Below are 14,019 nucleotides of genomic sequence, written 5' to 3'. Positions count from 1 at the left end.
AATCAAAAAAATTGATTGGGCTCTAAAGTATCACAGATGGTCACGTTTTCGAGGGCGATTAATCATTCATACGTCAAACTAAGTCGTTCTCGACAAGTAGAAGCTCCCCAATCAAAAACCAAGTGTTTACTGTGCATTTGGATCGACTTGCACAAGGCCAAAGGTATTGTGGTCTGGGTCTAAGAAATAGCCTTGCCAACATTGACCGGGGATCGCAAATTTTTCCATGGCAATTTGGCCATCTTGTACCAGATTTTTCTTAGTGATTTGGTCGAAATCTTTAACTTCAAAACTACGAGTAAATGTATTGGTAATGCAATGCATCGGTGGAGTCTGTACAGAGCATTCTAAGAGGTCACCATGAAGTCTGGGGTTACTGATTAGGGAATCCTGTAACTCGTGTAAATGACCAACCAAAAACGGCAGAATAATAGACAACTTAACGCTTGGTATCAGAACTTTGAATTTCAAAATAGTAGGCTGGTTCATTGTTGTTATATTTTCTTTGATGGATTACACGTTTCAAATAGTAGAGATCTGAAATTAGGTTAAAAAATACCAAGAACTAGGAATATAAAATGTTGTTCTAATCCTGTATATAGGTGAATTATTGTACAGCGGGTATATTGCCTGCATTTGGGGTAGCAGGAGATGCAACATGCCAAATAATCCTTTTGATGAAGAAAAACTTGCAAATAATATGGTGTATAAGACTTTATTAGAGTCTACATTAGCCATTCCTTGGTGTATTGATTGGGACAGTAAAACATTTAGTTATATTGGACCGCAAATTGAAAGGTTACTCGGTTGGAAACAAAGTAGTTGGAAAACGGTAGATGATTGGGCATCACGTATGCACGAGGAAGACCGTAATTATGTACTGAATTATTGTGTTTCACAGTCGATGGCTGGTATAGATCATGAAGCAGATTATCGTGCACTTAAAGAAGATGGTTCATATCTTTGGATACGTGATGTTGTGCATGTCGTGCGTAAACCAAATGGTGATGTAGATTGTCTTGTCGGCTTTATGTTTGATATTTCCGAGCGGAAAAAACAAGAGGAACAACTACAAAAATTGCAACGTCAGCTCGAAGAATATTCATATAAAGATGGCTTAACTGGTATTGCAAATCGACGTTTGTTTGATGACTTTTACCAGCGTGAATGGTTAAACGCAATCCGCACGCAAAAGCCGCTGAGTTTAATTTTGATCGATTTAGATTATTTTAAACAATACAATGACTTGAATGGTCATGTGATTGGGGATACCTGTCTGCGTCAAATTGCTAAAAGTTTGGAATCTTGTTGTACACGACCTCGTGATTTAGTTGCGCGTTTTGGTGGCGAGGAATTTGCTTGGATTTTACCAGAGACCAATGAAGCCGCAGCAGCAGTGATGGCTGATAGAATTATGGATGCCGTGCGTGCTGCACGATTACCGCATAAAGCCTCAGCAGTGTCGGAACTCGTCACACTCAGCATGGGGGTAAAAACCATTATTCCCTCAGATCTGGATAATCCAATGCAATTTCTGGATCAAGTTGATAAAAACCTCTATATAGCCAAAAGACAGGGGCGTAATCGCTACTGTGCTGCATAACATAGATTTACAGTTGTGACTTATTTTAAAGTTGCATAGATTTTTCAGTCAGTCGATATTTTATCGGCTGATTTTTTTTGGGTGTAGAATATAAAAATTAAATGCTGAATACATAAGGCACAAAATAAAAGACCGACGATTCGAGTGATGATGAAATCGTCGGTCAAAAAATCGATTTCAAATTTAAGTGATGGCTGCTGTTCATACTTAAATTCAAAATGAAACTTATTGCTTTTAAAAAGGTCACCGAAACATTGTGGATGCCGTCCAAATCATCGGTTGCTACAGACCTTGTACCCTATATAACGTAGCTGATTACAGATTGGTTGACATGAAAATGAAAAAAAATGCTTTTTTTTTTATACTAGGTGTTAACTTCTTCTTGGGTTAGGGTCATGGTGTCTTTAACACGTTATTTTTTCTTGTTTTTTTTCATTTGTTTAATCATGACCTGTATTTGCGGTGTGATCGCTGCATTATTGCCACAGGGTGTAGGCGGTATTTTAACAGTCGTACCCTACCTGATTGCAATGATCGTGGTGTTATTTCGGTTTTTAAATAAAAATCAGAGAGCACCGACACAGGCAGAGCGTAAAAAATTTACCTTAGGTTTTAGCCTGATTTTTTGGTTATATAATTTTGGTTTTGTACTTTTGGGTATCGCAATTTTTTCAAGAAAAGATCCTGAAATTTGGCAAAATTTAATGCTCTATATTCAACATCCTCAGTTTATGAGTTTAATGGTGATCATGTTGTTACTGATGGCTATCCCTTTGTATTTAATCACCTATTGGTTTTATGGTCCGCAAGCACAGCGGATGGCTGCTCAAAAGTTTGGTGCATAAAGCTTGATCGTTTGGTGATCTTGTTCTATAGATAATAGTATTATTTCATATAGATAAGAACAAATTATGCATCAGCCCACAGTACTGATGACGGGTGGCAGCGGTTTTATTGGCACACATCTCATCAAGGCACTTTTAACTGCGGATTATAAAGTGATTGGGCTCAGTCGTAAGGCTGGGCGTATTTCTAAATCACCTCATTTAACTTGGGTACAGCAGCTCGATCAAATTCCTCATGACAGAATTGATTATGTGATTAATCTTGCAGGTGAAAGTATCGGCAAAGGTCGCTGGACAGAGACGCGTAAACAGCAATTATTAGAAAGTCGGGTCAAAACCACGGAAGCGCTGTATCAATATTTACGTAAACGTAAAATTTTTCCGAAATGCATTATTTCAGGTTCGGCTGTTGGCTATTATGGTATTGATATTGAAGAACAATGGACAAAAGTGTGCGATGAAAATGCTGCACCACAAGCCATTTTTATGTCAGAGCTATGCCAAAGTTGGGAGCAAGTCACACGCCAATTTCCTGAACAAAATACCATTATCACACGACTAGGTGTGGTCTTGGCTGAAGGTGGCGGAATCTTACCGGAAATGCTGCGACCGATTCAGTTCAATTTGGTCAACAAAATAGGTTCCGGTCGGCAGCCTTTTGTGTGGATACATATACAAGATGTGATCCGAAGTATGCTGTTTTTAATGAAACAAGCAGAGAAAAAATATGGGTTGCTTGAACCCACGCTAATCGATCCGCATATTTTTAATTTGGTTGCGCCGGAAAAAACGACGCAGGCTCAGTTTGCGCAGATTGCAGCACGTCAATTAGCCAAAAAGCCGTGGCTCAATGTGCCTGCAACTATCTTTAAAATTTTATTGGGTGAGCAATCGCAATTAATTTTAAATGGTCAATTGGTTCAGCCAGCCGCATTATTACAGCAAGGCTTTGAGTTTAAATTTCCGACGTTAAAAGAAGCCTTACAGGATTTATTGGCTTAGTTGAAATTGGCCTATTGACCATTAGTCGACGCTTAATAACGCATCTTGAAACAGGCGACTCGGACTATAGTGGTCTGCATTGAATGAAGGCGTTTCCCCAGTCATCAGTTCAGCCAATAACTGAGCTGAAGCTGGTCCCATGCATAAACCATTTCTAAAATGCCCAAAATTTGCCCAAAGATTGTCGAAATTTGGCATCTGCCCAATATATGGAATCCCTTCAGGCGAAGATGGGCGCAGGCCAGCCCAAGATTTCACAATCGGAAAGTTGGCAAGCTCTGGCACCATGTCAAAGCACGATTCTTGAATATGCTGTAAGGTTGCATCTGTGGTCTGAGTATCAAAACCACATTGGCGCATACTTGAGCCGCAAACCACATGACCATCTTGGCGTGGAATCAAGTACATGACTTTATTCATGCACATGGTCGGCAACCAGTTCTGCGGGGTTTTAAAAAGAAGCATTTGTCCCTGCACGGGTTGTACGGGTATCTCAATGTCTAGTTGTTCACTCCATGCGGCTGACCAAGCGCCCGTGGCAATAACGAATTGATCAGCTGTATGTTGTTTGCCATCTGCGGTGGTGATGGACTGGATACGATTGTCCGAACGGTTTAATTGGCGGATAGGGCAATGTTCATGAATGATCACTTTGGGATGCTGCTGTAAATAAGCCGTTAATGACTGCAAAAGTCGTGGATTACGGATGTTGGCTAATTGCGAAAAATAAATGCCATGTGCAAAGCGTGCTGAAATGTGAGGATTAATCTGCTCAATTTGCTCGGATTGTAAATATTCCGCCTGTTGCATTGGGTCTTGGTGCAAACGCGCATAATCTAAGCCAATTTCAAAATCATCTTCATCAAAAATCAACATGCCAGTTTCATGAATTTCAAAATCAATCCCAGTCATAGGTTTTAATTTTTCATTCCATTTTTGGTAGCTCTGCTTGCCATAACGTGCGAGCGCATTGACTTCATTGGGATATCGCCAAGGATACATCGGGGAGAGGATGCCACCACCAGCCCAAGATGCGGCAGAACCTGTGCGTTGTTGGTCGAAAATCGTCACCGTACAACCGCGTTCAACGAGTTCCAATGCGCTGAGTAAACCACTAATACCCGCCCCAATAATGGCAATATTCATGTTCTTTTAACCGATGAATGTATGAGTTTGATCTTAACTTCAGCAACGCCGAAGTTTTTCTTCCAAGACTGTTTTTTAAATTTTACAGATATAAAAAAGCCTTCCTGAACGTTACCATTTCAGGAAGGCTTTGCAGGTTATTTCATGTCTTTCAACATGAGTGCTGCATCTTCAGCAAAGTAAGTCCAGATCCCATCTGCACCTGCACGGCGGCAGCTCATAAGCGATTCGATAATCACGTTTTCAGACAGCCAACCATTTTGAATGGCACCTGCCAACATGGCGTATTCGCCACTCACTTGATAGACAAATGTTGGAACACCGAAATTATCTTTGACTTCACGGACGATATCTAAATACGGCATACCCGGTTTTACAATCACCATGTCGGCGCCTTCTTGAATATCGAGTGCGATTTCATGTAAAGCTTCAGCACGGTTACCGATGTCCATTTGGTAATTGTATTTATTGCCACCTTTGAGGTTGCTTGAAGAACCTACCGCATCACGGAATGGCCCGTAAAAGCTAGACGCATATTTTGCAGAATAAGCCATGATGTTGGTATAGATAAGGCCATTGGCTTCAAGGGCTTGGCGAATTGCACCGATACGACCATCCATCATGTCACTTGGTGCAACCACATCTGCACCCGCTTCAGCATGGCTGAGTGCTTGTTTAATTAAGCATTCAACGGTTTCATCATTCAGTACATAGCCGGTATCATCAATGATACCGTCTTGACCATGTGTGGTGTATGGGTCGAGCGCACCATCAGTGATGAGAACCATTTCTGGTAGTTCTTTTTTTAATAAGCGGATGGTGCTTTGGACTAAGCCATCTTCATGCCAAGCTGCTTCAGCCGTTAAACTTTTATCTTCCTGTGGTGTAACTGGGAACAAAGCTAATTTTGAAACACCCAATTCGAGTAAACGTTCTGCCTTTTTTAGTAACAAGTCAGCAGATAGACGCTGTACGTTTGGCATGCTTGGAATATCTTGAGTTTGTTGCTGGCCTGGCAACACAAATACTGGATAAATGAGATGATCAGTCGTCAGTTGAGTTTCACGCACCATAGCGCGAAGCTGGTCATTTTTACGAATGCGACGCATGCGAGTGGCAGGAAAAGCTGGACGATTGAACGTATAGGTCATAACAATCTCATTGATCAGTATTAAACTTTGACTATTGTAGACGCATAATGAGGGTTTGGCGCACCCCGTATTATTTTTTTATTCAATGACAGCGATTCGAGTAGGCTATGACAGATGTAAATAAGAGTTGGACCGGTAATATTGACCTAAACTCGAAGAATGAAATCGATACTTTATTAAATAACATTGCTCAAGCATTTAACAGCTCCCCATTTTTTGTACACAATGCCATGAAAATGACGGTGATAGATGGTCAGATCGAAGCACGTGTGGACATGGCCAGTAATCTAATAGGAAATGTCGCATTCCAAATTTTACATGGTGGTGTTGCGGCAACTTTACTCGACAGTATCGGTGGTATCTCTGCGATGGCAGAATTGTATAAAAAGGCCACAGCTGAAGATCTAGTAGAAACGAGTAAAAAGGTATCTCGCTTAGCGACCGTCGATATGCGTGTGGATTATTTGGCGCCAGGACGTGGACAGTATTTCGTTGCACGAGCTGAAACCTTACGTTTAGGCCGTAAGGGTTGCACTATGCGTATGACCATGGTCAATGATGAAGGTAAAGCGATTGCAACGGCGATTGCATCGTATGCTTATTAAGCCATTTTTAAGTTAACACATTCAAAATGATGAAAAAATAAAGTCCAGTATTGGCAGCAGGGCATGATTTTATCCTGTTGCCGACGAAAAAAAGACTGACGAGTTACATTTTCTATTCTCAGGATATGATTTTTTAGCTTTAAAATGCCGGAAAATTGAAGAAGATAGACTTTCTCACGACACCATTATCTGACAGCAAAGTTGACATGCTTTGCAAAGCTCATGATGCCATGACCAAGTCTGCTAGATTTAGGACAAATCTATGACAGATACCGTTAGTAACCTGCCAGAAACCCCATCTACAGAGCAGCCCACCGATCAGGAATTAAAAGCACGCAGAAAAAAAGGCCTTGGTATAGTGGCTGTATTGATCGTGATTGCTTTGGTGATGTATTTGATTTGGTCAATATTTCTAAATCATTCCGTCAGTACCGATAATGCCTATGTCGGTGCAGAAACAGCGTCGATTACCTCGATGGTCACGGGGCAAGTGGCAGAGGTTTTGGTGAGTGATACGCAGCAAGTGAAAAAAGGCGATGTGCTTGTTCGTATTGAGGCTCGTGATGCTGAAATTGCCTTAGCTCAAGCTCAGGCTGAATTACTTAAAGCAAAACGCCAATACAAACAAACTGCGGCGAATAGTAGTTCTTTAAACTCACAAATCTTTGTCAGTGATGATGCAATTCATAGTGCAAGCGCACAAGTCGCCAAGGCACAAGCCGATCTGAATAAAGCACAAGATGAATTACAACGTCGTCAACAATTGGCTGCTTCAGGTGCGATTTCTAAAGAAGAATTAAGCACAGCGCAGAGTGCTGTGAATACCGCTAAAGCCAGTTTTGATGTGGCACAAGCAGGACTCGCTCAAGCCAAATCTAGTCAAAAAGCGGCACAAAGTAATAAAGCTGCAAATGATGCATTAATTCAAGACAGCAATGAAAATTCAACCCCAGATGTTTTAGTTGCACAAGCACGTCTACAACAAGCTCAGTTGGACTTAGAACGTACACAAATTAAAGCACCTTTTGATGGTGTAGTGACACGTCGCAATATTCAAGTTGGGCAACGCATTGCACCGGGAACGTCATTAATGATGGTGGTGCCTGTCTCTCAGTTATATGTCGATGCCAACTTTAAAGAAAGCCAATTGGCAGGGGTGCAAGCGGGGCAAAAAGTTGAACTGACGTCTGATCTGTATGGTGACAAAGTTAAATTTAATGGCATAGTCACTGGTTTTTCTGGTGGCACAGGTTCAGCATTTACCTTGATTCCAGCACAAAATGCCACAGGAAACTGGATTAAAGTGGTTCAGCGTTTACCTGTGAGGATACGTTTAGATCCAAAAGAGTTGGCAGAACACCCACTACGTGTGGGGCTGTCTATGGAAGCGACGATTGACTTGAAATCGAAGTAATTGCCTATGAATCAGCAAATGCAAATGACTGACCTGAAAGGTGGTCGTCTGATTCTCGCTGCCTTGGTCTTGGCATTGGCGAACTTTATGGTTGTGCTCGATATGACCATTGCCAATGTTTCAGTGCCGCATATTACCGGTAGCCTTGCAGTGTCAGCATCCCAAGGGACATGGGTCATTACCTCTTATGCCGTGGCAGAAGCGATTTGTGTGCCATTAACCGGTTGGCTCGCTGGACGCTTTGGTTCTGTACGGGTTTTTGTGATCAGCCTGTTTGGCTTTACGGTATTTTCGATACTGTGTGGTTTATCGACCAGTTTGGAAATGTTGGTGTTTTGCCGAATTGGGCAAGGTTTGTTTGGTGGCCCAATTATGCCACTGAGCCAAACGTTGTTAATGCGCATTTTCCCTCCTGAAAAGCAATCGCAAGCCATGGGGATGTGGGCAATGACCACTGTGGTTGGCCCCATTTTAGGTCCAATTTTGGGTGGTACGATCAGTGATAATTTATCTTGGCATTGGATTTTCTTTATCAATATTCCTGTCGGGATCGGTTGTGCTATCGCAGCGATGCGCTTACTGAAAACGGCTGAAACACCTACACAGAAATTGAAAATTGACCGCGGTGGTTTACTGCTGTTGGTGTTGTGGATCGGTGCCTTGCAATTGATGTTGGACTTGGGCCATGAGCGAGATTGGTTTAATAATCCATTTATCGTGGTGCTGGCACTGACGGCATTTGTCGGGTTGATCGTTTTTACGATTTGGGAGCTGACTGAACGGCATCCTGTGGTGAATATACTGCTGTTTAAGTACAGAAGTTTTACCATTTCGGTCTTGGCTTTGGCCTTTGGTTTTGGTGCCTTTTTTGGCAGTATTGTCCTGATTCCGCAGTGGTTACAGATCAACTTGGGCTATACCGCAACGTGGGCAGGTTATCTCACGGCAACGATGGGCGTCGGTAGTCTGACCATGTCGCCAATTGTTGCGAAGCTTGCAACCAAATACGATCAACGTGCTTTGTCGAGTTTTGGTTTAAGTATTTTGGGCGGAGTCACCCTTATGCGCGCCTTTTGGACCACGGATGCGGACTTTATGGCTTTGGCTTTACCGCAAATATTACAAGGTTTTGCCGTGCCATTTTTCTTTATTCCTTTGTCCAATATGGCCTTGGCATCGGTACTGCCACAAGACATGGCATCTGCAGCAGGTTTGATGAACTTCTTAAGAACCATGGCAGGGGCAATTGGAGCCTCGATTGCAGTAACCATTTGGGATGATCACACCAAAGTCGCACGCAGTGAAATGGTCAGTAATTTACATGTTACTGAGGTACAAAACACCTTGGTGAATCATGGAATGAGTTCAGAAGCTGCTTTGGGATATATCTCCAGTTTGGTGGATAAGGAAGCCTTAACGCTTTCAGCCAATCATGTGTTTTTAGTTCTGGCAGGTGTCTTCATATTCGCTGCACTGATCATTTGGCTCTGTCCACGACCTAAAGCAGGTGTGGGTGGCGGTCATGCACATTAAATAACATCAAGTATAAAAAACCGCTCATTCGAGCGGTTTTTTATTGCATACGGCATTGATTGGAAAAAATTAAAGGTCCGAGCGCGCCCGTTTAAGTGCAGATTGCCACTGAGCCAAATGAAATTCACGTTGATCAGCATTCATTTTTGGTTCAAAAGCACGTTCTAATTGCCATGATGCGGCAATTTCATCAAGATTTGAAAACACACCCGCTTTGAGTCCGGCCATCGCGGCAGCACCCCATGCAGTTGATTCTAAAAGTTTAGGACGCAGTACAGGCACATTTAAGATATCGGCCTGAAATTGCATCAGCATATCATTGCTACTGGCACCGCCATCGACCCGGAGTTCTTTAAGTGGACTAGACAGGTCTGACTGCATGGCGGTCAATACATCCGACACTTGAAAGGCAATGGCCTCTAAGGCGGCACGAGCTATGTGGGATTTATTGGTACCTCGTGACATTCCACAGAGGAGGGCGCGGGCATCACTATCCCAATGTGGAGCGCCTAGCCCAGTAAAGGCAGGAACCAGAACCACGCCATCGGTGTGTTCAACTTGGCACGCAAGTTTTTCAACATCACTGCTTTTTTGAATAATCCCTAAACCGTCTCTTAGCCATTGCACGATAGCGCCAGCCATAAATACACTGCCTTCAAGTGCATAATGGGTTTGACCTTGAGCTTGCCATGCAAGGGTCGAGAGTAATTTATTGTGGCTATATTGAACTTCGGTGCCAGTGTTAAAGAGCATGAAACAGCCTGTACCATAGGTGTTTTTTGCTGTTCCTGCTTCAAAGCATGACTGTCCAAATAGCGCAGATTGCTGGTCACCTAAGATGCCGGTAATGGGAATGTTTGCGCCAAGTAAACCTGTAGCGGTATCTGCAATATATTCATCTGAACTGATGATTTTAGGAAGGACCGACAGGGGAATATCGAATAATTCTAAGAGTTCTTCATCCCAAGCTTGTTGCTGTAAGTTCATTAGCATGGTTCGTGAGGCATTGCTGGCTTCAATCACATGCTCTGCACCTTGCGTCAGGTTCCACACCAACCAACTGTCAATCGTGCCAAAAGCCACATGACCTTGCTCTGCGAGTTCACGTAGACCTTGAGTGTGCTCTAATAACCAAACCAATTTGCCAGCACTAAAATAGGGATCGATACGTAAACCGGTCTTTTTGTGAATGAGGTCATTGAGGTTTTGTTGGGTCTGTTGTCCACACCACTCGGTTGCACGGCGGTCTTGCCAAACAATTGCAGGAGCAAGCGGTTGACCTGTGCGTTTATCCCAAACCACAGTGGTTTCACGCTGATTGGTCAGTCCAATGGCTTTAATATCTTTTGCGAGGATACGAGCAGAAGCGAGTGCTTGTTGCACGACGGCAATTTGTGTACTCCAAATTTCTTGAGCATCTTGCTCCACCCAACCCGAATGCGGGGTTTGAATATGGGTTTCCCGTTGAGCTGTAGCTTGAACTTGTCCATGTTCGTTAAAAATGATCGCACGACTTGAAGTCGTTCCTTGATCGAGTGCCAATAAAAAGCTCATATATTTTTCTTTTGCGGTCTTGAAAAATAAAATATTAACGCAATTATGTAATTAAGCGCAGATCAATGTGTAATTGTTTCGAAATTGCATCGCAATTTTTTGAAGTTATGCTATGATAACGCTACTTTGGGGATGTTTCTGGCTTCGACGCTGGTGATGAAACTCATAGATGCATGTCGAGAGCGCATTTTCTCTCGTAAATCAAATTTGCATATTTTAGTCGCAAACGACGAAACTTACGCTCTAGCTGCCTAAGGGCAGCTTGTCCGCATCCCTGAATACTTGTGGTTAGGGGTCCCGACTGAAGCGAACGCACACAAGTCCGTATAAGATCAAGCCTTGGGGTCTTATACTAAATCTTAAAGGATCGCGATTTGTACCCTGTTCGTCGGGTCACAAAGAGCTAAATCAATAGACGATATCTAAGCATGTAGTATTCTCGAGCGTAGTGCTGGCGGACGCGGGTTCAACTCCCGCCATCTCCACCAAATTCCTAAAAAAGCCTTTAAGCTTAATGTTTAAAGGCTTTTTTTATTGGCTGTATTGCCTTTCTCTTAAGCAGTGCACCTCAATTTTTGCCTTTTAAGGGTAATTATTGGAACAATTTATCCATTTAATTTTTAGTCTAGATAATGGGTATATAGATCAACTCATTGATACGAAATACAGAAAAGCATAGGCCCAAGATAAGTATTACCGTCTGTCAGATGAAAATGGCTCATCACTATTGATCATACCCATTGAACAAAAATAAAGAAATGCATGCTATACCGTTCATGGTGAACGTAAGTCGGACTCATTCAGTCTATATCCTGAGGGAGAGTTTAAAGAAAGCAAGAGAGCTTGCCCTTGAACTGAAATAAATGTATTACAAGTCAGTCTATTACAAATATATCAAGCTTTTTTTTAAAGTAGTCGTTGAGAATCAAAGAATAAATAGTCATGATCTAAAAATGATAATCTGCTTTATTCAACACTCTTGAGATAACAGTGCAATCTTTAATCCCTTAGGAAAATTCGGTTCAAATTGGATGGTATAAGCATATTTTTTCAGCATTATTTTGACCAAAGATAAGCCCAGTCCATGACCTTTCTGCTGAGCCGATTTACGCCAAAAACGTTGCCCTAAGTAACGAATATCTTCGGCATTTAAATGTGGACCGTTATCTTGAATGTGTAAAGTGTTTTTCTGCATACTCACGTTAATCACATCAGCATTTGCATGTAATAGTGCATTTTCAAGCAGATTTTTAAGAACAGAATACAAGACAAATTGAGGTAATGCCAAATTACCAAGACTGTGCCAATCAACCTGAATTTTAGCTATTACTTTAGGATAAATCAGTGCTAAATCATCGAGTACTTTTGCAATAATAGGCTGTACCTGAATGCTTGCTTTGATCTGTTCAATAGATTGATCGGTATTCGATAACATCAGTAATTGCTCAAGTAAATCAGCATAGCGACGGACACTTTGATTTGCTTGATCCAGGCTATATTGCAATTTCATATTGCCGTCCGTTTTCGCCATCAGTTGTGCCAATTGCACATTGGTTTTAATTGCGGTTAAAGGACTCCGTAATTCATGCGCAGCGTATGCACTAAAGACTTTTTCATTTTCAAGACTTTGATGCAGTTTATGGACTAAGCGATTTGCATTTTGCACAAAAGGGTAGACCTCTGAGGGCATGGTATTGGCATCTAAGCTCGTTAAATATTGGCTTGCCTCATTGAGCGAAAAATTAGACTGACTTAAATCGCTTGCAACCTGATCCAAGGCTTTAAATTCCCGACGAATAATCAAAACAATTAAGCCGATACACAACAGTAATGACAAGATCAGCGGAATTAAGACCGATTGCAAAATCTGTTTTAGCAAAGACTCCCGCAAAAACATACGCTCTGCAGCCACCACTTGAATCTCACCACGGCGTAACACATAACTGCGCCATTGCGTCTCACCTTGTTGCCAAGTACTAAAACCAACTGCTTGCTGACTTAAATCTTTCGGTGCACCGCGTGTTTTGGCAATGACATGCTGTCCTACACTGATGTCAGAGCTAAATAATGATACTTCGCAAGCGATCAATGGTTCTTGGTCTGTGGAATGAAGTTGTTGAGCTAAGGCAGACTCATCCAAGCTTTGCAGTGGTAATTGTTGAATCAGTCGTGCCACCATTTGTGCGGAAGCATGTAGACGTTGATCTAGGGTGTCCTGTAGACGTTTTTGTAAGTCGAGATACAGCCAAACAAATACCACACTCCATAAGCCGATCATCACAGCCAAAAGACTACTGACCAAGCGCCATTTTAAGCTGTGTGATTTTTGCATGGGATTGACTCAGGAATTTTAAACATATAGCCGACGCCCCGAATGGTCTGGATATAGTCCGCATTCAATTTTTGCCGTAAATGATAAATATGGACATTCAGGGCATTACTTTCAATGCTATCTTGAAAGCCGTATAACTTATCTAACAGCACTTCATTTTTAAGCACTTGATTTGGATGGCTCATCAAGGTTTCAAGCAAACTGTATTCACGTCGTGAAAGCTGAATCATTTGATCTTGATAATGGACTTCTTGAGTGTCTTTATTGAGCATTAAGTGGTCAAATTGAATGACATTTGATGAAAAACCGCGGTGACGTCGGGTGAGTGCATGAACCCGTGCAATTAGTTCATCCAGTTCAAAAGGCTTGGTCAAATAGTCATCGGCACCGACATTTAATGCCTCAACACATTGCTGGGTCTGTAACCGTGCAGTTAAAACCAAAACAGGAACATGAATGTGATCTCTGCGCCATGATCGCAGTAAGTCTAAACCATCTTGATCCGGTAGGCCTAAATCCAGCAAACATAAATCGACTGCACTGTGGCGGATAAAATAATCCGCATCACGCGCATGACTCACATGTTCTACTGAAATATTTAAAAAATCCAAAGTGGCACAAATACTTGAGGCAATATATGGATCATCTTCAACCAAAACAACAAACATAGCGTTTTCCTGACTTCCTGCCTGTATTTTATAAATGATTTATCTTGTTAATGCTCCCTTAATTTATGCTTTCGCATAATCAACCAAAATAGATTTATGTCGGGTATTAAAGTCATCTATGCGTATAGGGTTAGTAGGGTTGTGTGGAATATTCAGCATTTTGAGT

11 protein-coding genes, 1 other RNA gene and 1 pseudogene are annotated in these 14,019 nt (G+C 42.0%); 7 read left to right on the top strand and 6 right to left on the bottom strand.

The features are described from left to right. Positions 1-126: 126 nt before the first annotated feature. Positions 127-514, bottom strand: a pseudogene (locus FTV27_RS05315) (VOC family protein). A 144-nt stretch (positions 515-658) separates the two neighbouring features. Between FTV27_RS05315 and FTV27_RS05310 the strand changes: the two are divergent. From FTV27_RS05310 to FTV27_RS05300, 3 genes are all read left to right on the top strand, one after another. Beyond that, entirely contained in the window at positions 659-1,603 is a 945-nt protein-coding gene (locus FTV27_RS05310; protein WP_180077375.1) for a GGDEF domain-containing protein, read from the top strand. Between the two features lie 395 nt (positions 1,604-1,998). Continuing rightward, positions 1,999-2,448 carry an ABZJ_00895 family protein gene (locus tag FTV27_RS05305; RefSeq protein WP_180077373.1) on the top strand — a complete coding sequence of 150 codons (450 nt, stop codon included), beginning with the start codon at positions 1,999-2,001 and terminating at the stop codon, positions 2,446-2,448. 66 nt (positions 2,449-2,514) lie between these two features. Next, on the top strand, positions 2,515-3,450 hold the full coding sequence (locus FTV27_RS05300) for a TIGR01777 family oxidoreductase (protein WP_180077371.1): 936 nt from the start codon (positions 2,515-2,517) through the stop codon (positions 3,448-3,450). Positions 3,451-3,471: 21 nt separating this feature from the next. Here FTV27_RS05300 and thiO read toward each other — a convergent pair whose 3' ends face one another. Both thiO and hemB read right to left on the bottom strand, forming a co-directional pair. After that, positions 3,472-4,596, bottom strand: coding sequence for a glycine oxidase ThiO (gene thiO / locus FTV27_RS05295; protein WP_180077369.1), 1,125 nt, complete (start codon positions 4,594-4,596; stop codon positions 3,472-3,474). Positions 4,597-4,733: 137 nt separating this feature from the next. Further along, on the bottom strand, positions 4,734-5,747 hold the full coding sequence (hemB, locus tag FTV27_RS05290) for a porphobilinogen synthase (RefSeq protein ID WP_180077368.1): 1,014 nt from the start codon (positions 5,745-5,747) through the stop codon (positions 4,734-4,736). Between the two features lie 107 nt (positions 5,748-5,854). Between hemB and FTV27_RS05285 the strand changes: the two genes are divergently transcribed. From FTV27_RS05285 to FTV27_RS05275, 3 genes are all read left to right on the top strand, one after another. After that, complete coding sequence (locus FTV27_RS05285) at positions 5,855-6,352, top strand: thioesterase family protein (RefSeq protein ID WP_111885257.1); 498 nt, start codon at positions 5,855-5,857, stop codon at positions 6,350-6,352. A 262-nt stretch (positions 6,353-6,614) separates the two neighbouring features. Continuing rightward, on the top strand, positions 6,615-7,766 hold the full coding sequence (locus FTV27_RS05280) for an efflux RND transporter periplasmic adaptor subunit (RefSeq protein ID WP_180077366.1): 1,152 nt from the start codon (positions 6,615-6,617) through the stop codon (positions 7,764-7,766). A gap of 6 nt (positions 7,767-7,772) precedes the next feature. Continuing rightward, on the top strand, positions 7,773-9,299 hold the full coding sequence (locus tag FTV27_RS05275; RefSeq protein ID WP_180077364.1) for a DHA2 family efflux MFS transporter permease subunit: 1,527 nt from the start codon (positions 7,773-7,775) through the stop codon (positions 9,297-9,299). A 69-nt stretch (positions 9,300-9,368) separates the two neighbouring features. Here the strand turns inward: FTV27_RS05275 and glpK are convergent, their stop codons facing one another. Continuing rightward, complete coding sequence (glpK, locus tag FTV27_RS05270; protein WP_180077362.1) at positions 9,369-10,853, bottom strand: glycerol kinase GlpK; 1,485 nt, start codon at positions 10,851-10,853, stop codon at positions 9,369-9,371. A gap of 128 nt (positions 10,854-10,981) precedes the next feature. On the opposite strand from glpK, the gene ssrA reads away from it, so the two are divergent. Continuing rightward, positions 10,982-11,341, top strand: a transfer-messenger RNA (tmRNA) gene (gene ssrA, locus FTV27_RS05265). 482 nt (positions 11,342-11,823) lie between these two features. Here ssrA and FTV27_RS05260 read toward each other — a convergent pair. Both FTV27_RS05260 and FTV27_RS05255 read right to left on the bottom strand, forming a co-directional pair. Continuing rightward, complete coding sequence (locus FTV27_RS05260; protein WP_180077360.1) at positions 11,824-13,185, bottom strand: ATP-binding protein; 1,362 nt, start codon at positions 13,183-13,185, stop codon at positions 11,824-11,826. Then, positions 13,164-13,853, bottom strand: coding sequence for a response regulator transcription factor (locus tag FTV27_RS05255; protein ID WP_180077358.1), 690 nt, complete (start codon positions 13,851-13,853; stop codon positions 13,164-13,166). Before FTV27_RS05255 ends, FTV27_RS05260 begins: the two co-directional genes overlap by 22 nt. Between the last annotated feature and the right edge of the window lie 166 nt (positions 13,854-14,019).

The sequence above is a fragment of the Acinetobacter sp. YH12251 genome (assembly GCF_013417465.1).
Classification (GTDB): domain Bacteria; phylum Pseudomonadota; class Gammaproteobacteria; order Pseudomonadales; family Moraxellaceae; genus Acinetobacter; species Acinetobacter amyesii.
This window is presented reverse-complemented; position numbering and strand designations above follow the sequence as displayed.

Bases quoted from the DNA above. Each gene is read 5' to 3' on its own strand.
- FTV27_RS05310 (WP_180077375.1), top strand. From the start codon at position 659: ATGCCAAATAATCCTTTTGATGAAGAAAAACTTGCAAATAATATGGTG.
- FTV27_RS05305 (WP_180077373.1), top strand. From the start codon at position 1,999: ATGGTGTCTTTAACACGTTATTTTTTCTTGTTTTTTTTCATTTGTTTA.
- FTV27_RS05300 (WP_180077371.1), top strand. From the start codon at position 2,515: ATGCATCAGCCCACAGTACTGATGACGGGTGGCAGCGGTTTTATTGGC.
- thiO (WP_180077369.1), bottom strand. From the start codon at position 4,596: ATGAATATTGCCATTATTGGGGCGGGTATTAGTGGTTTACTCAGCGCA.
- hemB (WP_180077368.1), bottom strand. From the start codon at position 5,747: ATGACCTATACGTTCAATCGTCCAGCTTTTCCTGCCACTCGCATGCGT.
- FTV27_RS05285 (WP_111885257.1), top strand. From the start codon at position 5,855: ATGACAGATGTAAATAAGAGTTGGACCGGTAATATTGACCTAAACTCG.
- FTV27_RS05280 (WP_180077366.1), top strand. From the start codon at position 6,615: ATGACAGATACCGTTAGTAACCTGCCAGAAACCCCATCTACAGAGCAG.
- FTV27_RS05275 (WP_180077364.1), top strand. From the start codon at position 7,773: ATGAATCAGCAAATGCAAATGACTGACCTGAAAGGTGGTCGTCTGATT.
- glpK (WP_180077362.1), bottom strand. From the start codon at position 10,853: ATGAGCTTTTTATTGGCACTCGATCAAGGAACGACTTCAAGTCGTGCG.
- FTV27_RS05260 (WP_180077360.1), bottom strand. From the start codon at position 13,185: ATGCAAAAATCACACAGCTTAAAATGGCGCTTGGTCAGTAGTCTTTTG.
- FTV27_RS05255 (WP_180077358.1), bottom strand. From the start codon at position 13,853: ATGTTTGTTGTTTTGGTTGAAGATGATCCATATATTGCCTCAAGTATT.